The sequence below is a fragment of the Aminivibrio pyruvatiphilus genome (genome assembly GCF_004366815.1).
GTDB classification, from domain to species: domain Bacteria; phylum Synergistota; class Synergistia; order Synergistales; family Aminobacteriaceae; genus Aminivibrio; species Aminivibrio pyruvatiphilus.
On sequence record NZ_SORI01000012.1, the window covers coordinates 44886 to 65111 of the forward strand.

The following is a 20226-nucleotide window of genomic DNA, read 5'->3' on the forward strand; positions in this document are numbered from 1 at the left end:
GTTCTCCCGCTCCGGCGGGGCGCCGGAGGCAACACAGGAAGGGAAATTATGACCATTACAGTCAAAAGCAAAGTCGTGCTCAATATCCTCTGGATTCTCATCGCCGCCGGTTTCTGGTGGACCTCCATACCCTACAGCGAGGCGAGGACCTTCGATCCCATCGGGCCCCACATCTTTCCCCAGCTCATGTCCGGGGTGATCATCCTCTGCTCCCTGGGCAACCTGGCGGTGCTGTACAGGCACCCAAAGCCGGGCGTTGCGGAGGCGGCGCCCGAGACTTTCGAACCTTCGAACGCCCTGAAGATGTTTCTCGTTCTCGTGGTCAGCGGGCTGTACATCTGGCTTATGCCCCTGGCGGGCTACCTCATCGCTACCGTTTTCCTGCTGTTTCTGCTCATCGCGGTGCAGGGAGAGGTGGGACTGAAAGTCAACATCCTCGTCAGCTGCGGGTTCGCCCTGGTACTGTACCTGCTTTTTTCCAAGGTGCTTCATATTCTTCTGCCCCACGGTTTTCTCGAGTTCATCTAGGGCCCGCTCCCTGAGAGAATCTGCGCCCGCGGGTAGTTTTTAAGCTTGTCATACTGGAGGCTGAGCGTCTCATGGAATTTCTGCAGAATATAGCTCTCGGTTCGAGCGTGGTTTTCACTTTCAAGGGCATCTCGGCCATCATAGCCGGTGTGGTTGCCGGGACCATCGGCGGAGCCATTCCCGGCATCAACGCCACCATGACCATGGCCATCCTGCTGCCCTTCACATGGGGGATGGACCCCACCGTGGCCATCCTCATGTACGTGGGCATTTACTGCGGGGGCCAGTACGGCGGCTCCATTCCGTCGGTCCTGATCGGCACCCCCGGGACGCCGTCCTCGGCCGCCACGGTGATGGACGGCTATCCCCTCCACCTTCAGGGGAAGACCGGCCTCGCCCTGGGCATGTCCCTCTACGCCAGCGTGTTCGGGGGGATCGTCTCGAGCGTCGCCCTGATGATTTTCGCCATTCCCCTGGCGAAGGTGGCCCTTGCCTTCGGCCCCCCCGAGTATTTTGCCCTGGCGCTCCTCGGGCTAACCCTGGTAGCCTCTCTGTCCACTGACGTGTTCAAGGGGCTCATCTCGGCGGCCCTCGGCCTTCTTCTGGCCACCATCGGCCTCGACCCCTTCGCCGGCATCGTCCGGTTCGGCTTCGGCAGCGAAAACCTGATCGAGGGATTCGAGATCATCCCCTTCTACATGGGAATCTTTGCCCTGAGCCAGGTGCTCTACATCATCTTCAAAAAGATCAAGCGGGCGGTGGTGGAGTACCGGATCACCTCGAAATACCCGTCCACCCTGGATTTCATCCGGTGTCTTCCCTCCATGCTCATAGGATCGGTCATCGGGATGTTCGTGGGCGCCATGCCGGGGGCGGGAGCGTCCATCGCCTGCTGGCTGGGCTACAACGAGGCGAAGCGGTGGTCCCGGCATCCCGAGCAGTTCGGCAAGGGGGCCCTTGAAGGGGTAGCCGCGCCGGAGGCCACGAACAACGCCGTCACTGGCGGCGCCATGGTGCCCCTCCTCTCCCTGGGCATACCGGGCTCAAGCTCCACGGCGATCATGCTGGGCGTGCTCATCATCCACGGCCTCCGGCCGGGCCCCATGCTCTTCGTCACCAACCCGGAAATACCCTACTCGATCTTCGTCTCCCTGTTCGTCTCGAACATCTTCATGATCTTCGTCGCCCTGCTGCTGATCAAGCTCCTCATCAAGGTGGTCAACATCCCCGAGACCATAATGAACGCCTGCATCCTGGCCATAATCTTCGTCGGCGCCTACTCGGTGAACAACAGCATGTTCGACATCTTCACGGTCCTCCTCTTCGGCATCCTCGGTCTGATCATGAAGATCTACGACTATCCCATCACGGCCACGGCCCTCGGCTTCGTGCTGGGGTACCTGGTGGAGACGAACTTCCGGCGGTCCCTCACCCTCTCCAAAGGAGACTGGTCCGTCTTCATGACAAACCCCATCTCCATGGTCATCATCACCCTTGCGGTCCTGAGCGTGGTCTACGCGGTCTACTGCAACCACTTCAGGAAAAAACGGGGGGCGGCGGAATAGAAAAGCCCGTTCCGGGGAGCGTCTCCCCGGAAGAAAACACGAGGTACTCAAATAAAACGCGAGGGAGAGTCGACACATGGCCGTCTACAAGCTTGGAATACTGAAAGGCGACGACATCGGGCTTGAAGTGGTGCCCGAGGCGGTGAAGGTATTGAACGCGGCCGTCGCCGGGTTCGGCGGCGTGACGCTGGACTGGTGCGAGCTGCCCGTGGGGTACCCCTCCTACCTGAAGAGCGGGGAAACCCTTCCCGCCTCCACCCTGGAGGCCCTGTACGGCCTGGACGGGTGGATCCTGGGGCCCATCGGTCACATGGCCTACCCGAAGGACGATCCGAAGGCCATCAACCCTCACCCCATCCTTCGGCGGAATTTCGACCTGGCGAGCAACATCCGCCCGGCCAGGTCCCACCCTTCCCTCCCGTGCCTCCGGCAGGACGTGGACCTGGTCATCATCCGGGAGAACAACGAGGGCTTCCAGCCCGACAGGAATATGTACAAAGGCATGGGGGAGTGCATGCCCACCCCGGACATGGCTCTGTCCCTCCGGGTGATCACCAGGCGGAATTCTTCCATGGTGGCCAGGACGGCCTTCGAGCTGGCCCGGCAGCGCAACGGAAAGAAGAAAGTCACGGCTATCCACAAGAACACGGTCTTCAAGCTGGGCTGCGGACTCTTCATCGATACCTGCACGGAAGTGAGCAAAGAATACCCCGACGTGGAGTTCGGCACGGCGGTGGTGGATACCTTCGCCATGCACCTCGTCATGAGGCCGGCGAATTTTGACGTGGTCGTCACCACCAACATGTTCGGCGACATTCTCTCCGACGAAGCGGCTGGGCTGGTGGGAGGGCTCGGCATGGCCCCCGGCCTCTGCGTAGGGCCCCGGTACGCCATGGCACAGGCCACCCACGGATCGGCCCCGGACATTGCCGGGAAGAACATCGCCAATCCCTACGCCATGATCATGTCCGCCCAGATGCTGCTCTCCTGGCTCGGGAACGGGAAAGGGGACGGGGAGGCCGTGCAGGCGGCGGGGAATATTGAAGCGGCCCTCGGAAAGGTTCTGTCCGATAAAAAGTGCGTCACCCCGGACCTCGGCGGGACGGCGGGTACCGACGCCATGGGGGACGCCGTCTGCCGGGCCCTGGCGGCCCTGTAGCCGAAGCCGGAAAATAAAACGAGCCCCTTCCCGGAACATCCGGGAAGGGGCTCGTTTCTTGCTTATCAGGCGCCGGCGGCGTCCCGCTTCTTCTTCTCCGAGACGATGTTCAGGATCTCGGCGCAGCGGATCTGGTTGAAGATGCCGCAGTAGCAGAAGTTGGAAAGCTTCCTCGCACCTTCCTCCGCGGTGAGTTTCCCCTTGTCCACCTGCTTCTGGACGTCCTCCACGAACTTGGGCGGGATCATGTGGTGGCCGCACATGGTGGTGATGGACAGGGTGTCGTCGTCGGGGAGGCGGCTCTTGTTGCCCCAGACGCCGAGGGAATAGTTGATGGAGTGGGGGGTGACTTCCGCTTCCCTGCAGGCGGGCAGCACCTCGGACAGAACTCCGGTGATGACCACCGACATGCCGAGATCCTTGGCCTTGATGTCCTTCAGGAAGCCGATCACCTGCTCCTTGCTGGTGAAGACGCCCCTGATGCGGGACTTGTCGCTGATGTTCTTCCTGATCTCTTCACTGGTGTACTGGGTCAGAGGTCCGGTTTTCACGTCGCCCCAGTTCTCGGAATGCCATGCCTCGGCGGTGGCGATGAACTCGAGGGCCTTGTCCCTGATGTTCTTGTCGTTCACGCCCTTGGTCTGGTACATGAACCAGTTGAAGTCCTTCTTCTGGGACTCGATATCTCCCGATCTGTGCAGTGAGTGGGTCATTTCGTTCTTCCTCCTGTTCTCTTCTCTGCCCTACAGGGTGCTGAGGGGTTTGCCGAGGCCGACGTTCACCTTGCCGCGGTGGGGCTGGGGGATACCGAGGGCGTCGAGCTCGCTGAGCACCGGGTTCTCGCCGTTTTCATCCACCCGGAGGATGAGCCCCACGGAGAAGACGGTGTCGATTTCCTTTTCCACTCTCTGGAGGGCGCGGAAGACGTCGGGCATTTTGTCCAGGGGGCAGCTCCCCTCGATAATGACGGAAAGAAGATGGTAGTCGTGGCATGCGTCGTCAAGCTTGCCGGTCTTCATGTCCGTCATGAGGGCGGAAAGGGGCGTGGTCTCGGGCGGTTCGAAGACGAGGCCGGCTTCCGCCATGGCCATGGCCACTTTCTCGGCGTCCCGGAGGAACACGCCCAGGCCGGGACGGCCCATGTCGATGGAGAAGCCCGCGAAGCCTTTCTTCACCCGGCCGCTCACATCGTTGGTCTTCACTTCTTCGGTTCCCCGGCCCGTGACGCCGGTGACGCCGTGGTTCTCCACGGGGTCGCTCATGACGTGCTGGAACTGCTTGAAAAAGCCGTCAAGCTCCACGGTCTCGATGGCGCCCACGGGGCAGACCTTCTGGCGCACGCAGACGTAGCACTCGGTGCACCGGGCCTGGTCCACGCAGCACTTCTTCTCTTCGGGGAGATAGTGGATGGCATCCACGGTGCAGTACTTCATGCACGTTTTGCAGCCGACACATTTTTCCTTGTTGATGACTGTCATTGACCTACACCCTTTCTCATTTTCTGAACTGCTTTCAGCCGGTCCGCGGAAAACTGCCTATGCGGAAGGGGGAACCTCTCTCGTTTTTCTGTGATCCCTGATCATGCGGATGAAGGGCATGATCAGCGTGGCGAAACCCAGCGCGAGGAACACGAGGGATATGGGGCGGGTGAAAAAGGTGGTCCATTCGCCGGCGGAGATGATGAGCCCCCTCCGGAAGTTGCTCTCCGCCATGGGCCCGAGAACCAGGGCAAGCACCAGCGGAGCTATGGGGAATTCGAACTTTCTCATGAAGTAGCCCACCACGCCGAAGGAGAACATGAGGAACACGTCGGAGAGACTGTTGTTCTCGGCGAAGGAGCCGATGGTGGCCAGGATGAGGATCATGGGCACCAGGACCCGGTTGGGGATCTTCGTGACCTGGGAGAAAAGGCGCGCTCCCAGCATGCCGAGGACGAAGAAGGCGATGTTGGCCAGGACCATGCCGGCAAAAAGGCCGTAGACAAGGTCGGGATTCTCCCTGAAGAGCAGCGGCCCCGGGCGGAGGCCCTGGATCATGAAGGCCCCTACAAGTACCGCCGTAGTCTCCGACCCCGGAATTCCGAGAGAGAGCAGGGGGACCATGGCTCCGCCTGTGGCGGCGTTGTTGGCCGCTTCAGGGGCGGCAATGCCTTCAAGGCAGCCGGTGCCGAACTTCTCCGGCGTCTTTGACCACCGGCGGGCCTCATTGTAGCTGATGAAGGAGGACATGGTGGCCCCGGCGCCGGGGAGGATGCCGACGAGGGTGCCGATGATGGAGGAACGGACGAGGGTGCCCGTAACGGAGACCAGGTCCTTCAGGCTGATGGTGAGGCCGGAAATGGCCTGCTTCACGCCGCCGAGCTCCTTGATCTCCTTCTCCACGGTGATGAAGATCTGGGAGACGGCGAAGAGACCGATGAGCACGGGGATGAAGGAGATGCCGTTCAGAAGTTCCACGATGTCGAAAGTGAACCGGGGAACTCCCGTGACGATGTCAAGCCCCACCGTGCCGAGGAGCAGGCCGATAACCGCGGAGATGAGTCCCTTCACCATGTTTTCGGCGGAAAGGCTCGAAATGATGCTCAGGCCGAAGAAGCAGAGGGCGAAATACTCCGCCGGGCCGAACATGAGGGCCATCCGGGCCAGCGGGGGGGAGAGAAAGATAAGGACGATCACGCTGAAGATTCCCCCGATGAAGGACGCCGTTGCGGCCATGCTCAGGGCCCGTCCGGGCTCTCCGTTCTGGGCCATCTCGTAGCCGTCGAAAACAGTGCAGGCCGCGGCTGTTGTTCCGGGGGTCCGGAGCAGGATGGCCGTGATGGATCCTCCGTAGATGGCGCCGCAGTAGATGCTGAGCAGCATAACGATGGCGGGCAGGGCGCTCATTCCGTAGGTGAGGGGAAGAAGCAGGGCGATGCCCATGGAGGCGTTCAGGCCGGGAAGGGCGCCGATGGCGATTCCCAGTGCGCTTCCCACAAAAACACTCAGGAGGTTTTGAAGAGTGATGACATCTTTGAAGCCTTCAAGTATCAGAAGAAGCGATTCCATATTTCTCGTCCTCCCTTAGCCCAGGAATCCCTTGGGTACAGGGACTTTGAGCAGATTGGCAAACACGAAGTACACGGCGAAGACGACGATCAGGACGGGAACCATGTCCATGATCCGGAACCTCCTGGTGGTGATGACCGTGATGATGCAGGCGAAAAGGGGCGCCAGGACCAGGAAACCCGCTTCGGGAAGGAAATACCAGAAGGCGTAGCATAGCCCTGCCGTCACGGTCACAGCGCCGATGCCGGCAAAAGATGCCGTGGTCGCCTTCGTGAGCTTTTTCATATCGAGAAGGGCCATCAGCGCCGAGAGGAACATGAGAGCCCCGGCGAAGAGCTGAGGGAACGCGTGGGCTCCCACCTGGCCTTCAATTTCAATGTCGGGTACATATTCCGCGGCTTCCCTGAATACCAGGTAGCCGAAAACGAATAAACCCACTCCGAGTACGGTGTTCATGTATCGAAAATTTTTCATGCTCTGCCCCCACAGTCTAAAGTGCCGGTATGCAAAAGGGGGTGCACGGCAAAATCAGGACGCCGCACACCCCGAACAGGCGCTGCGCTATTTCTTTTCCTTGATGAGGCCCAGTTCCTTCAGTTCTCTCTTGTAGAAGAGATCCTGCTCGGCCACGAAGAGGGCGAAGTCGGTGCTGTTGAGGTAGGCGGCCTCAAGCTGGTTTTCGGCCAGGTATTTCTGGAAGCCTTCCTGGGCCACCACCTTCTCGAGAGCTGCGGCGAGGTAGTCAAGGGCTTCCTTCGGGGTTCCCTTGGGGGCGACCACGCCGCGCCATGTGGGAACCACCACGTCGTAGCCGAGTTCCTTGAAGGTGGGGACTTCGGGGAAAGCGTCCCACCGCTCGGCGCTGAAGCTGCCGAGAAGCCTGACCTGCCCGGCGGCGATCTGCTCGGTCAGCTCGCTGGGGTTGTTGGTGAGCACGTCGATGTGTCCGCCCATGAGGGACGCCAGGGAGTCGGCGCCGCCCTCGAAGGGAACGAACCGGGACTTGATGCCGGAGAGCTTGGAAAGCTTTGCGGAAGCCACGTGGTCAGAAGTTCCCACGCCGAAGGTTCCCCAGCTCACGCCGCCCTTCTGCTTCGCGTAGGCCACGAACTCCTCCCAGGTCTTGTAGGGGGCGTCGGTGCTCACGGCGACCACGTTGGTCTCCACGGCGACCCGGGCGATCATGTCGAAGTCGGCGGGACCCTTGGGGGAGCGGCCGAGGGCGGGCGTCAGGACGAAGTTGGTGGTGACGGCGAGGATGGTGTGTCCGTCAGCGGGCTTGGAAGCGGTGTAGGCCATTCCCACGGCACCGCCGCCGCCGCTCTTGTTCACGGGCACGAAGGGCTGGGACACATAGGGTTCCATGAGCCTGGCCATGTTCCGGACGAAGATGTCGCTGCCGCCGCCGGGGGAAGCCCAGATGACCCATTCGATGGGCTTTTCGGGATAAGCCGCGAAGGCCGCTTCGGTCCCGGAAAGCAGAGCCGCGAAGAACGCAAGAACCAGAAATGCTGCAAGTCTCGTTTTTCTCACAATAATTCCTCCTTCAAATTCGTTTCCCTGTCCTCCTGGTGCGGTGAACCCTGAACATGCTGCTATGTGCTCCTTTCCACCTCCCCGTCAGCGGAATCAAGCGTTGTCAGTATGGAGTTCAAAGCGTTGCCGAGGTGAATCCGGATGCATTCCGCGGCAACGGCTTCATCCCTTTTTTCGAGGGCTGCGATGAGGTTCCTGTGTTCTTCGATGACCCTGGGGATCCGGTTGGGCGTATTCACGGACCGGATGCGGAAGAGCCGGGCGCTGCTCTGCACCTGCTCGATGAAGCCCGTAAGAATGGAGCTGTCGGCGGCGGAGAGGATGATCCTGTGGAACTCCACGTTCGCCTCGATGATGCATTCCATGTCCGTATGATGAGCGCAGGCCTCCATGCGTTTCACGTTGTTCCGGAGCTTTTCGAGAATTCCGGCGGTCAGGTTCGGAAGAGCCCACTGGACCGCGAGTGTCTCAAGATGGAGGCGGAGGGTGTAGAGCTGGACGATGTCTTTTTTCTCCAGCCTGGCCACCACGAACCCCTTGTTCGGGAGCTTTTTGACGAGACGCTTGGCCACGAGGCTGTTCAGGGCGTCATGGACGGGTGTTCTGCTGATGCCCATGCTCTCCGCCAGGGTTCTTTCCACAAGGCGGGTTCCGGGGGGGATTTTTCCCTCCAGGATGGCGGAACGGAGTTCTTCGAAGGCTCTTTCGCTCAGACTCTTCGTTGCGGGGAGCTTTGAAATCATGGTTTTTCCTCCGCGGGCCGCCCTGGTCGGCATGAAAAATTATGGGATTCGCTCCGGAATTTTTCTCCTGAAAGCGGGACATTTGGCCTGATTTTTTTGGAATGCGGCATGCGGCATGCCAAATGGAATCGAAAATATTTTATACAAATTGCGTCCGACTTGTCAAGGTGGAAGTGCTGTTTTGTGTGGAAGTGCTGTTTTGCGGAAGCATCCCATAGGAGTGAGGAGACCGGCCTTTGCTTGTCATCCTGAGTAGCGCCTTGTTTCTGTCATCCCGAGCGGATGCGATCGCGGAGCATCCCCGGAGGGGAAGAATCTGCACTTGAAGTGGCCCAGAATCAAAGGCAGGTCCCTCGTCGCCCCGCTCACTCGGGACGACAAGGTCAGGTTGTCATCCCGAGCGGATGCGATCGCGCAGCATCCCCGAAGGGGAAGGTTTCGGTTTGAGGTTCTTAACCCCAGATCCTTCGCTCTGCTCAGGATGACAAACAAGGGGAATGCCGGCCCTTTCTTGACTCTGGTGTGTCATTCTGAGGGCGAAGCCCGATCGCGGAGCATCCCCGGAGGGGAAGAATCTGCACTTGAAGTGGCCCAGAATCAAAAGCAGGTCCCTCGTCGCTTCGCTCACTCGGGACGACAAGGCCAGGTTGTCATCCCGAGCGGATGCGATCGCGTAGCATCCCCGAAGGGGAGGGATCTCGGTCTTTTCTTGACTCTGGTGTGTCATTCTGAGGGCGAAGCCCGATCGCGGAGCATCCCCGGAGGGGAAGAATCTGCACTTGAAGTGGCCCAGAATCAAAAGCAGGTCCCTCGTCGCTCCGCTCACTCGGGACGACAAGGCCAGGTAGTGATCCCGAGCGGATGCGATCGCGCTCGTGTCCTTGTTTGTCATCCTGACGGCGTGCTTTTCCGCCGGATCGCGTAGCATCCCCGAAGGGGGAGGATCTCGGTCTTTTCTTGACTCTGGTGTGTCATTCTGAGGGCGAAGCCCGAAGAATCTGCACTTGAAGTGGCTCAGAATCAAAGGCAGGTCCCTCGTCGCTCCGCTCAGGATGACAGGACGACATTCAAAGGCAACAGCAGACCCGGGAGTTTTTCCCCCGCACACAGTCTCGTAACAGGCACCCCGAACAGGCATCCTGAACACAGCATCCCGAACACGGTTGACAAAAATTCCCCTTTTGCTAGAATTCCCGGTAATATCTGAAAAGCGATGATCCGGGATGCCCAATTCCCATAAATCGGCGACAGAGAGAAGCGCCCATAGGCTGAAAGGCGCTTCCGCCGCGGGAAAGGGGCCCAAAGCCCGGTGAGCCGGAGCGGAAAGCGGCCTTTGTCGGCCGCGGAGTACGTTCCCGGGATCGGTTCCCGTCACAGGACCGGAGAGGGACGGCTGCCGTGCGCCGTCCAACAAGGGTGGTACCGCGAGTTCCGGCTCGTCCCTTCGGGGGCGGGCCGTTTTTGTATTGAAACGAAAGGGGAGATTGCAGTGAAGATAGCGGTTGTGGGCGCCACAGGCGAAGTGGGCCGGATGATGACCAGGGTGCTTCAGGAGCGGAATGTGCGGCCTGATGAGATCAGCTTTTTCGCGTCGGCCAGGAGCGCCGGTGAAGGGGTGGAGTTTTACGGGCGGAAACACCGGGTGAAGGAACTGACGGAAGAGGCCATGAGGGAACGGTACGACTATCTTCTCTTTTCGGCGGGGGCCGCGGTGTCCAGGCAGTATGCCCCGATCGCGGCGGAGGCAGGGAGCGTGGTCATCGACAACTCGTCGGCCTTCCGCATGGACCCTGCCATCCCGCTGGTGGTGCCGGAGATCAACGGCGACCTCCTGAAGGGCTACAGCAGCGGCATCGTGGCCAACCCGAACTGCTCCACCATCCAGATGGTGCTCGCCCTGTACAGGGTTCACGAGCGGTACGGCATCCGGTCCATCGTGGTGAGCACCTACCAGTCCGTCTCCGGGGCGGGCAAAAACGGCATGAACGAGCTGGAGGACCAGATGAGGGGGCACATCGCTCCGAAGAAGTTCGTGAAGCAGATCCACCTCAACGTGGTGCCCCAGATCGGCTCGCTGCTCGAGAACGGCTTCACCGACGAGGAAATGAAGATGGTGAACGAGACCCGGAAGATCCTCCGGGACCCGGACATCTCCGTCTGGCCCACCACCGTGCGGGTTCCGGTGCTCTACTGTCACTCCGAGAGCATCTTTACCGAGACACGAAAGCCCTTCGACCTTCCGGGGATAGAGGCGGCGCTGGAAGCGGGCGAGCACGTGGTCTTCTCCCGGGACATGTTCACCCCCCTTGACGCGGCCGGTACGGACCTCACGTACGTGGGACGCGTCCGGGCCTTCGACGACACCCGATTCCTGATGTGGAACGTGGCGGACAACATCCGGGTGGGAGCGGCCACCAACGCGGTGAGGATCCTCCTGAAGCACAGGGAACTGAACTAGGTCCATGCACGGCTTTCTCGTCATCCTTCCGGTGGTGCTGGTCATGGCCGCCGGAAGGATGCTGGCCCGCCGCGGGGTCGTGTCCCCCGAGGCCTTCGCCCAGATCAACAAGGCCATCTACTGGACGGCCATACCGGCCCTCATCCTCCGGATGACCAGCAGGGCCGACATGTCCGCCCTGGCGGACAGGAACATGGTTGCGGCAGTGTACCTCTCCTTCCTCGCCGCCCCGCCCGCGGCCTGGCTGATCGGGAAGCTCGCCGGGCAGGAGCGGAGGCGCACCGCGTCGTCCACCCTGATGGTCATCCGGTCCAACACGGTGTTCGTGGGCCTTCCGGTGGTCACCGTGGCGGTGGGAACCCAGGGGGTGGAGGTGCTGTCCCTCTACCTGGCCTTCACCTTCATCGGCTACCAGATAATCTCCATCTCCTGGGCCCAGCTCGCCCTGTCGGGGGGCATCTCGTGGAACACGGTGAAGGGCACCCTGAAGAGCATGGCGAAAAACCCCCTGGTGCTGTCGAGCCTCGCCGGGTTCACCCTGGCGGTGACGGGGCTGAACTCCTTCCCGGTGTGGCTGGACGAGACCCTGAAGCTCCTGGGGAACATCGCCAGCGGCACGGCCCTCCTCTCCCTGGGGGCGACCCTGAAGCTCGAGGCGCTGACCTCCATGCTGCCCAGGGCCTGGAGGGACGTGACGCTGAAACTGCTCTTTCTGCCTGCCGTCACCTGGGGGCTCTTTCTCCTGTTCCCCGTGAACCCCGTAGTCTTCCGCACGGTGATCCTCATCGCCGCCATGCCCGTGGCGGTGGACTGCTTCATCCTCTCCCAGGTGCTGGGAATGGACCCTGACCAGTCGGCGGCGGCCATCACGGCGAGCACCCTGCTTTCCGGGCTTACGGTGCCCCTGTGGATCACCCTGCTGGACGCCTTCCTGCCGCTTTGACAAAAAAAGAGCCCGGCCTTCCCAGGAGGGTGGCCGGGCATTTCTGCATCAGTCCCTGGCCGTGAGAGTGACCAGGAGGATCTCCCCGTCCGGGGCTCCTTTGCAGGTCAGGGAGAAATCGGCGGGGTAGTCCTCCAGCACAAGAAGGCCCATCTCCCCGAGATCAGCCCGTTCTTCATCCCACTCCGCCGTCACGCCCCCCCGGAAGCAGAAGAGCACCGTCCAGTCGCCGAGAAGAAAGAGGCGTTTTTTCATCTCCCTGACGGGAATTCTCCTGTATTCGCAGGATACGCCCTTCCGGGAGCAGAAAATGTTGAAGTCGGTGCAGGGCCCGCCGGGCAGGGAGCACATCACCCCGTCCTCTCCCCTGAAGCGGACGGAGGAGAAGGGAGCCGCCAGGGAGACCTTCACGCCCCGGAGCTCCAGGTCCAGGCCCTCACCGGAGAGAAGGAACAGAGACCTGTCGTAGCCCGGGAAGAAGGAGAAGGGCCCACCCGAGGTCACGTCCGCCGAACTGAGCCTCCAGAGAAAATCGTCTGTTTCAAAGTTTGCCCCTTCGGGATGGATGTGGATCTCCCTGGTGACGCCGAGGCCGTTTTTCCATGGCTTCGGCACGAAATCCCGGGGCGTTTTCCGGATCACCCTCATGGCTGAAGTCAGTCCCCTTCCTTGTCGCTGAACAGGGCATCCACGGCCGCCTGTACCGCATTCCCGCAGACCGAGTAGGGGAGGGTGATGTGGTAGCCGCCGGGGTACTTCCGGTTCACTTCCCGGCTGACCTCCATGGCGTTGGGGTTCCGGGCCCAGGCCCTGCGGGCCACGCCGCCGAGGACGTCCCACATCATGGCCGAACGGATGATCTCGTCGGTGGACTCCCGGCCATCCAGCAGCAGCCCGAAGCCGCCGTTGACCGACTTGCCGATGCCCACCCCTCCGCCGTTGTGCAGGGCGCAGAGGGTCATCCCCCGGGCGGCGTTTCCGGCGAAGCAAACTGTGGCCATGTCGGCGCAGATGTTGCTGCCGTCCTTGATATTGGCCGTCTCCCGGTAAGGGGAGTCCGTGCCGGAGACGTCGTGGTGGTCCCGGCCGAGCATCACGGGGCCGATCTCGCCCTTCCGGACCATCTCGTTGAACTTCAGGGCGATGCGGGTGCGGCCCTCGGCGTCCTGGTAGAGGATCCGGGCCTGGGTGCCCACCACCAGGGCGTTCTTTTCCGCGTCCCGGATCCAGGCCCAGTTGTCGTAGTCCTGGGCTCTCCGGTCGGGATCGATGCACTCCATGGCCGCCCGGTCCGTCTTCCTCAGGTCCTCGGGATCGCCGCTGAGGCACACCCACCGGAAGGGGCCGTAGCCGTAGTCGAAGAGCACGGGGCCCATGATGTCCTCCACGTAGGAGGGCCAGACGAAGCCGTCGTAGGTGTTCTCGCCGTTTTTGCAGACCTCGGTCACCCCGGCGTCGAACACCGCCCGGAGGAAGGAGTTGCCGTAGTCGAAGAAGAAGGTCCCCCGGTCGGAAAGAACCTTGATCAGCTCGTAGTGCTTCCGGAGGGAAATATCCACCAGCCGCCGGTACTCCGCCGGATCCTTCGACAGCAGGGCGGTCCGCTCGTCGAAGGTCAGACCCTGGGGGCAGTAGCCGCCGTCGTAGGGGGCGTGGCAGGATGTCTGGTCCGACAGCAGGGGGATCTCGATCTCGTGGTCAACGGCGTACTGGAGCAGGTCCACGATGTTGCCGTGGTAGGCGATGGACAACGGTGTTTTCTCCCTGCAGGCTTCGGCGGCCATGGAGAAGGCCTCCCCGCAGGTCTCCGCCACCCGGCTGACCCATCCCTGGCTGTGCCGGGTCTCGATCCGGGAGGAATCCACTTCGGCCACGATCCCCACCCCTCCGGCGATCTCCACCGCCTTCGGCTGGGCGCCGCTCATGCCGCCGAGGCCCGAGGAGACGAAGAGAATGCCGGCGAGATTCTCCTTCTGGCCCACGCCAAGCCGCTGCCGGGCCGCGTTCAGGATGGTGTTGAAAGTACCGTGGACGATCCCCTGGGGGCCGATGTACATCCAGCCTCCGGCGGTCATCTGGCCGTAGTTGGTCACGCCGAGCTGCATCCCCCGGTGCCACTCGTCCTGGTTGTCGAAGAGCCCCACCAGCATGCCGTTGGTCAGGATCACCCGGGGCGCGTCGGGCCGCGATTTGAACAGACCGAGGGGGTGTCCGCTCTCGAGCACGAGGGTGGTGTCCTCGGTGAGCTCCTCCAGGTATTTTTTGATGAGGCGGTACTGGAGCCAGTTCTGGCACACCTGGCCCGTCTCGCCGTAGGTGACAAGTTCGTAGGGGTAGAGGGCGATGTCGAAGTCGAGGTTGTTGTCGATCATCACCTGGAAGGCCTTTCCCGCCAGGCATTTCCCCTGGTACTGATTGACCGAAAGCCCCCGGATCCGGCCCTCGGGGCGGAAACGGTAGGCGTAGATCCGTCCCCGGGTGCGGAGTTCCTCCAGGAACTCGGGGAGAAGGGCTTCATGGTACTCCTCCGGCACGTACCGGAGGGCGTTCTTCACCGCCAGCTCCGTCTCGGCCCGGTTCAGGGTCCAGCCCCGGTCCGGAGCCCGCCGGATTCCCTCCGCAAAGGCGGGGTAGTCGGGAAGAGGGCCATCCAGCCGGATCGTCATTGCCTCCCTGTTCAGTTCATTCACCTGAAACATGGTTTCCACCTCCGAAAATATGAGTGTCCATCTTCCGTTCCACATTGCGGGCCGCCTCTTTCAGCAGGCGCAGGTTGCTGTCGAAATCCCGGAAGACGCTGTCCGCTATTCCCGCCACGCCCATCTGGGCCACGAAAACGCCCCGTCCGTCGAAAAGGGGCACGCTGATATCGCCCGCATGGGGCATCCATTCCTCCCTGCTGAAGGCGAACCCCTGTTCCCGGATCCGCTCCAGCTCCTTTTCCAGCTCCGCCCTGTCTACCATTCCGTCTCCCCTGGGCGGACGGAGGGGCGAGGCCAGCACCCGGGACCGGATCTCCGGCGAACAGTGGGCGAGGAGTACCTTGCCCGTGGCCCCCGCGTGGAGGGGAATGGACATTCCCCGGTGGGCCGTGAACTTCACCGACGACAGGGGCTCCACCGAGTGGATGCACAGCCCCGCAGTCCCCTCGGTGACGCTGAGGATCGCCGTGTTTCCCGTAGCCTTCACCAGCTCCCGCATCTCCGGGTCCGCCGTGCGGATCAGCTCGTCGTAGAAGGACGAGGCCCCGGAAAGAAGAAAGAAGCGGATGCCAGGCCGGTAGCCGTCGGTCAGCGGGTCCCGGAAGGCCCACTGCTGCTCCTCCAGGGACAGAAGAAACCGGTGCGCCGTGCTCCGGGGGATACCGGTGATCTCCTCCACCTCCCGGACCGTCAGGGGCGACGGGGACGAACACAGGGCCTCCATGATCGCCGTCACCTTGACGGCCCCGTCCATTTTTCCACCCTGCCCGTTTTCCTGTGCCATACGATAACCTCCAAAAAATGGGACATTCTGTCCCATTTTTATCATCAAGAGAGTATTCTGTCAATAAGGCGCTGAAATTCCATGGCTTGTCATCCTGAGGAGCGCAGCGTTTCTGTCATCCTGAGGAGCGCAGCGACGAAGGATCTCGGTGTTGGTTCTGCTTTCCTGAAAAACGAGATCCTTCGCGTTCGCTCAGGATGACAATCCTCTGTCGAATCGAGCGAACGAAGCGATTTCGAAGCATCCCGTAGGGGAAGGACCTGCCTTTGCCTGTCATCCTGAGGAGCGCAGCGTTTCTGTCATCCTGAGCGTAGCGAAGGATCTCGCTTTTTTGTTCCGGGTTGCTCAAACCCGAGATTCTTCCCCTCCGGGGATGTTCCCTCCGCTTCGCTCTGGATGCTCCGCGACCGCGATCGGGCTTCGCCCTCAGAATGACAGCAAGGGCAAGATCCTTCGCTTTCGCTCAGGATGACAATCCTCTGTCGAATCGAGCGAACGAAGCGATTTCGAAGCATCCCCGGAGGGGGGGAGGATCTCGGGGTTGTCTTTGTTCCTGCCGACCGTCCCCCCGAAATGATACAATGCAGGCAATGAACGAGTTGCCAATCTGCCCGAAAAAAGGGGGAGCATCATGACAGTATTCGCCCAGAGAATGAAAACCATGGAAAAATCGGCCTCTATCATCAGGGGCCTCTTCGGCGCCATGAACGATCCCGGCATCATCTCCTTCGGAGGGGGAGCCCCGGCCAGGGAAGCCCTGCCCATCGACATCGTCCGGGAAATTACCAACGAAGTGATCACCAGGGACGGCAGGGGAGTGGAGGCCCTCCAGTACGGCAACGTCATGGGCCTGCCGGACCTCCGTGAAATCGTGGTGAGCGAGCTCCTCGCCCCAAAGGGCGTGGAGGCGGACGCCGGCAGGATTATTATCACCAGCGGCGGCCTGGAGGGAATAAACCTCCTCTGCCAGCTCTTCATCGATCCCGGCGACGTCATTTTGGTGGAGTCGCCCACCTTCGTCCACTGCGTGGAGATATTCGAAATGTTCCAGGCCCGGTGCGTCAGCGTCGCCATGGACGAGAACGGTATGGTCCCCGAGGACCTGGAGGCCAAGATCCGGGAGTACAGGCCGAAGATGGTCTACGTCATCCCCACCTTCCAGAACCCCACCGGCCGCACCCTCTCCCTCGAACGGAGGAAGAAAGTGGCCGAACTCGGCAGCCTGTACGACACCATCATCCTCGAGGACGACCCCTACCGGGACATCCGCTACAGCGGCACGGACCTGCCCCCCATCAAGGCCTTCGACACCACAGGGCACACCGTCCTCGCCAACAGCTTCTCCAAGATCTTCTCCCCCGGCAGCAGGCTGGGCTACGTCCTCGCGTCGGAAGAAATCACGGCAAAGCTCTTCGACGCCAAGACGGCCACCAATTCCCACACGTCCATGCTGCCCCAGGTCATCTGTGCCGAGTTCTTCAAGCGGGGGTACTACCCGGCCCACCACAGGATGATCTGCGACCTCTACCGGGAACGGCGGGACGTCATGATCGAGTCCATCGACAAATTCTTCCCGAAGGGAACGGTGCGGACCTTCCCCGACGGGGGGCTCTTCACCTGGGCCCGGCTTCCCGGAGGCATCAACACCACCGACCTGCTGGCCGAATCGCTGGCGGCTCCCGACGTGCGGGTGGCCTACGTGGCGGGGGAGGGATTCTTCATCGAGGGCAACGGCATGGGGAACGACTGCATGCGGATCAGCTTCGGCGGGGTTCCTCCCGAGAAAATCCGCATCGGGGCCGAGCGTCTGGGCGGCCTTATCTGCAGCAAGCTGGACCAGGGGTTAAGCTGCGAGGCGTAGGAAGTTTTTCCTCGGGCTGTCATCCTGAGGGCAGTCGTCAGTATGGTGTCATCCTCACGACCTCAGGGAACGCGATTGTAGCGCTCAGAATATTTACTTGTCTGTCATCCTGAGGGCAGTTTCCAGCCCGAAGGATCTGGTTGGTTCTGAAGACTTAAAACCAGGTCCTTCCCCTCCGGGGATGCTCCCTCCGCTTCGCTCTGGATGCTTCGCGACCGCGATCGCGTCCGCTCGGGAAGACAACCTGGCCTTGTCATCCCGAACGAGCGAAGCGAGGAGGGATCTCGTTTTTGACTCTGGGTTTCTCAACCCCGAGATCACTTGGACATGGAGTTGCCTCGGGATGACAGAGGGTTGTCATCCTGAGGGCTGTTCCACCGCCCGATCGCGTCCCCGGAGGGGGAGGATCTGCCCCGGTATCTGTTCTTAACTAAAAAAAGGGGGGCCATGCGGCCCCCCTTCACCACCGGCCTATTTCTTCCTGAACAGCACCAGGAGCGGCACCGCGAGCAGAAGGCCCCAGGGAGAGACCGCCGAAGCCGCGCACCCTTCCACGGCACCGTCGGGTTCCCTGTACTGGTAGAGCGTCTTGTACAGGTTCAGCCGCCCGCCCGTTATGGTGAAATCTCTCAGGGAGTCGAGTTTGTCCACGTTTTCGATAATACGTGTCCTCGGCGACTGGTTCGGGAACTGGGACGCCGCCAGGGCCACCGCTCCGGTCACGAAAGGAGCGGCCATGGACGTGCCGCTCATGGAGACGTACCGGGATTCCGCGACGCCCACTCCTGCGGCGCCGACGAGCACCCCGTTCAGGCCCGCGCCGGAACTTCCTGTCTCCAGTTCGATTTTGAACAGGAATTCCGACGTCTTGAACCCGTCGGGAATCTTGAGCCGAAAATCCATAACATCGAAGTCCGTATCCAGGGAAATTTCGTACACCCTGGTCCAGGTGACACCGTTGTCCGCGGAGAAGTACAGCCTCACGAAATCTTCGTTTTCAACGATATCCAGCGCCAGCGGAAAACCGAGGACGACCGTGTTCTCCAATGTTCCGGACAGGTCAATAGGATCCTTCGCCATGATCCATGAGGTGTTGTCCGCCTCGTAGCCGCTCAGCCACACCTGCTGCGAACCATATGTTCCGATAGCCCATCCGTCCACGGAGCCCGCTTCCGCGTCGGAGAGCCATTTCCCTTCGCCGCTTTGCAGATCGTCGAAAAAGAGATCCCCCGATGCCGGCAGGTAGGATGTGTGGGTGCTGAGAATGCCACCTCCCGGCGCAGCGAGATGGACCGTGTTCTTTCCGTAGTTCGAGAAATCGGAGAGGGTGTCGTCTTTTTCCGTCGACGCCACGGAGATGATGTTCGGCAGGTTGTAGCATGCCGGATAGGAGGGAGTAGAGTCGTTGTCGTTTGTTTCGTTTCCGGCCGAGGCAACGAAGATGATCCCCTTGTTCGCAAGGGCGGAAATGGTCTCCCGCTGGACCGCCGAAGAGGCGTATCCCCCGTAGGACGCGTTGACCGCGACGATGTCCACGCCCGAGTCTTTCTTGTCGAGGATCCAGTTCAGAGCGGCTATCTCCGCGCTGTCGTACACCCTGCCGACCCCATCGCCGATCTTCAGGGGGATCATCTTCACGGTCCATGCCACCCCCGAAACGCCGAGGCCATTGTTCCCCACGGCCCCGATGATGCCTGCCACGTGGGTTCCGTGGCCGTTGTCGTCCTCGGGTTCATCGTCATCGTTCACGAAATCGTACCCCGATGTGCCGTCGGCGGCCCGCCACAGATTGGCCTGCAGGTCGGGATGATCCATGGTTATGCCGGTATCAAGGATGGCCACCACCTTCCCCGGGGTCACGGTCCTGCGGATGTCCCAAGCTTCCGGGGCGCTGATGTCAGCTCCCGCAGTTCCACCGGACGAGCCCGTATTCTGAAGTCCCCACTGGTTGCCGAAGTAGGTGTCGTTCGGGACCGTGGCGGAAATCTGTCGGATGTAGTTCGGCTCGGCGGCTTCAACCTCAGGCATATTTCGGAATCTCGCCAGAAGCTCTTCCGTGGTTTTTCCCGTGCTGCGGATGAAGGCCACCTGCCTTCCTGAAGCTCGGGACAGGGCGCTGAACACCCTGTGGTACGAGGCGTTCACCGATGAGGCGGCAAGAGAAGGGGCGGAGGACGAAACTCCGGCTTTGAATACCACCAGGACCTCACCCGGAACATACTCCGCCCCGGCAGGAATCGAGGCAAAGGCCCCGCCTGCGAAAAACAGAAGAAAAGCAAGTGCCATCCCCACAAAAAGGCCATTGCCGATACCTTTACCAAAACGGTGCATTGTTATCGACTCCCTTTCGTTGTTTTATTACCTGTTCCATTCCCCGGGCAGAATGCACAACAAACTCTAACATAAGCAGGTAAGTTTCTCAATTGCGGCAACATTGGCCCCTGGATGGAAAGCAACCTTGTCCGCGGGGATAAAACGGAGCGATGCCGGACTTTTGCCGGATCGCTTCCCTGGAGGGGGAGGATCTCGCTTTTGAATCTGGACTTCCCCAAAGGCAAGATTCTTTCCCTCCGGGGATGCTCCGCGATCGGGCTGCGCCCTCAGAATGACAGGAATAGCCAAAAACCTTTTCCTCCGGGGATGTTCCCTCCACTTTGTTCTGGATGCTGCGCGAGCGCGATCGGCCATGAAACCGGCCTCGGGATGACGCTCTTTTTTCTGTCATCCCGAGCGAGCGAAGCGACCGAGGGATCTGCTCTCGATTCTGAAAGACCTCAAACCGAGATCCCTCCCCTCCGGGGGTGCTCCCGCAGCAACCATTGGAGAATCACATCTGTCAAATATCCTCCCTGACATATATCCTCCCTGAGGCGAGCGGAAAGTTTTGGGGGTAGGTTTTG

16 protein-coding genes are annotated in these 20226 nt (G+C 61.1%); 6 read left to right on the plus strand and 10 right to left on the minus strand.

Annotation, left to right across the window (positions count from 1 at the left end):
• Positions 1-48 precede the first annotated feature (48 nt).
• From C8D99_RS09620 to C8D99_RS09630, 3 genes are all read left to right on the plus strand, one after another.
• Complete coding sequence (locus C8D99_RS09620) at positions 49-528, plus strand: tripartite tricarboxylate transporter TctB family protein (protein ID WP_133957928.1); 480 nt, start codon at positions 49-51, stop codon at positions 526-528.
• Between the two features lie 71 nt (positions 529-599).
• On the plus strand, positions 600-2093 hold the full coding sequence (locus C8D99_RS09625) for a tripartite tricarboxylate transporter permease (RefSeq protein ID WP_133957929.1): 1494 nt from the start codon (positions 600-602) through the stop codon (positions 2091-2093).
• 76 nt (positions 2094-2169) lie between these two features.
• Positions 2170-3252 (plus strand): isocitrate/isopropylmalate dehydrogenase family protein, encoded by a 1083-nt coding sequence (locus C8D99_RS09630; protein ID WP_133957930.1) that lies wholly within the window; start codon positions 2170-2172, stop codon positions 3250-3252.
• Positions 3253-3317: 65 nt separating this feature from the next.
• Here the strand turns inward: C8D99_RS09630 and C8D99_RS09635 are convergent, their stop codons facing one another.
• The 6 genes from C8D99_RS09635 to C8D99_RS09660 form a co-directional block, all read right to left on the minus strand.
• On the minus strand, positions 3318-3965 hold the full coding sequence (locus C8D99_RS09635; protein WP_133957931.1) for a hypothetical protein: 648 nt from the start codon (positions 3963-3965) through the stop codon (positions 3318-3320).
• Positions 3966-3995: 30 nt separating this feature from the next.
• Positions 3996-4730, minus strand: a complete 735-nt coding sequence (locus C8D99_RS09640) for an indolepyruvate ferredoxin oxidoreductase subunit alpha (protein ID WP_133957932.1) — start codon at positions 4728-4730, stop codon at positions 3996-3998.
• Between the two features lie 57 nt (positions 4731-4787).
• Entirely contained in the window at positions 4788-6299 is a 1512-nt protein-coding gene (locus C8D99_RS09645) for a tripartite tricarboxylate transporter permease (RefSeq protein WP_133957933.1), read from the minus strand.
• A gap of 15 nt (positions 6300-6314) precedes the next feature.
• Positions 6315-6755, minus strand: a complete 441-nt coding sequence (locus C8D99_RS09650; protein ID WP_208321143.1) for a tripartite tricarboxylate transporter TctB family protein — start codon at positions 6753-6755, stop codon at positions 6315-6317.
• A 105-nt stretch (positions 6756-6860) separates the two neighbouring features.
• Complete coding sequence (locus C8D99_RS09655; RefSeq protein ID WP_133957935.1) at positions 6861-7832, minus strand: Bug family tripartite tricarboxylate transporter substrate binding protein; 972 nt, start codon at positions 7830-7832, stop codon at positions 6861-6863.
• 62 nt (positions 7833-7894) lie between these two features.
• Entirely contained in the window at positions 7895-8578 is a 684-nt protein-coding gene (locus tag C8D99_RS09660) for a GntR family transcriptional regulator (RefSeq protein ID WP_166670118.1), read from the minus strand.
• Positions 8579-10067: 1489 nt separating this feature from the next.
• On the opposite strand from C8D99_RS09660, the gene C8D99_RS09665 reads away from it, so the two are divergent.
• Positions 10068-11036 carry an aspartate-semialdehyde dehydrogenase gene (locus C8D99_RS09665; RefSeq protein ID WP_133957937.1) on the plus strand — a complete coding sequence of 323 codons (969 nt, stop codon included), beginning with the start codon at positions 10068-10070 and terminating at the stop codon, positions 11034-11036.
• Between the two features lie 4 nt (positions 11037-11040).
• Complete coding sequence (locus C8D99_RS09670; RefSeq protein WP_133957938.1) at positions 11041-11979, plus strand: AEC family transporter; 939 nt, start codon at positions 11041-11043, stop codon at positions 11977-11979.
• 48 nt (positions 11980-12027) lie between these two features.
• Here the strand turns inward: C8D99_RS09670 and C8D99_RS09675 are convergent, their stop codons facing one another.
• Genes C8D99_RS09675 through C8D99_RS09685 form a run of 3 tightly spaced genes read right to left on the minus strand, consistent with a single transcriptional unit; the run spans position 12028 to position 15465 of the window.
• On the minus strand, positions 12028-12627 hold the full coding sequence (locus C8D99_RS09675; RefSeq protein ID WP_133957939.1) for a HutD/Ves family protein: 600 nt from the start codon (positions 12625-12627) through the stop codon (positions 12028-12030).
• 8 nt (positions 12628-12635) lie between these two features.
• The gene (locus tag C8D99_RS09680) at positions 12636-14678 is read right to left on the minus strand and encodes a urocanate hydratase (RefSeq protein WP_133957940.1); all 2043 of its coding nucleotides are present in this window, start codon (positions 14676-14678) and stop codon (positions 12636-12638) included.
• Positions 14662-15465 (minus strand): IclR family transcriptional regulator, encoded by an 804-nt coding sequence (locus C8D99_RS09685; protein ID WP_133957941.1) that lies wholly within the window; start codon positions 15463-15465, stop codon positions 14662-14664. The genes C8D99_RS09680 and C8D99_RS09685 overlap by 17 nt, the downstream gene beginning before the upstream one ends.
• A gap of 631 nt (positions 15466-16096) precedes the next feature.
• Here C8D99_RS09685 and C8D99_RS09690 point away from each other — a divergent pair.
• Positions 16097-17326 (plus strand): aminotransferase-like domain-containing protein, encoded by a 1230-nt coding sequence (locus C8D99_RS09690; protein WP_133957942.1) that lies wholly within the window; start codon positions 16097-16099, stop codon positions 17324-17326.
• Between the two features lie 471 nt (positions 17327-17797).
• Here the strand turns inward: C8D99_RS09690 and C8D99_RS09695 are convergent, their stop codons facing one another.
• Positions 17798-19657 carry a S8 family serine peptidase gene (locus C8D99_RS09695; RefSeq protein WP_133957943.1) on the minus strand — a complete coding sequence of 620 codons (1860 nt, stop codon included), beginning with the start codon at positions 19655-19657 and terminating at the stop codon, positions 17798-17800.
• Between the last annotated feature and the right edge of the window lie 569 nt (positions 19658-20226).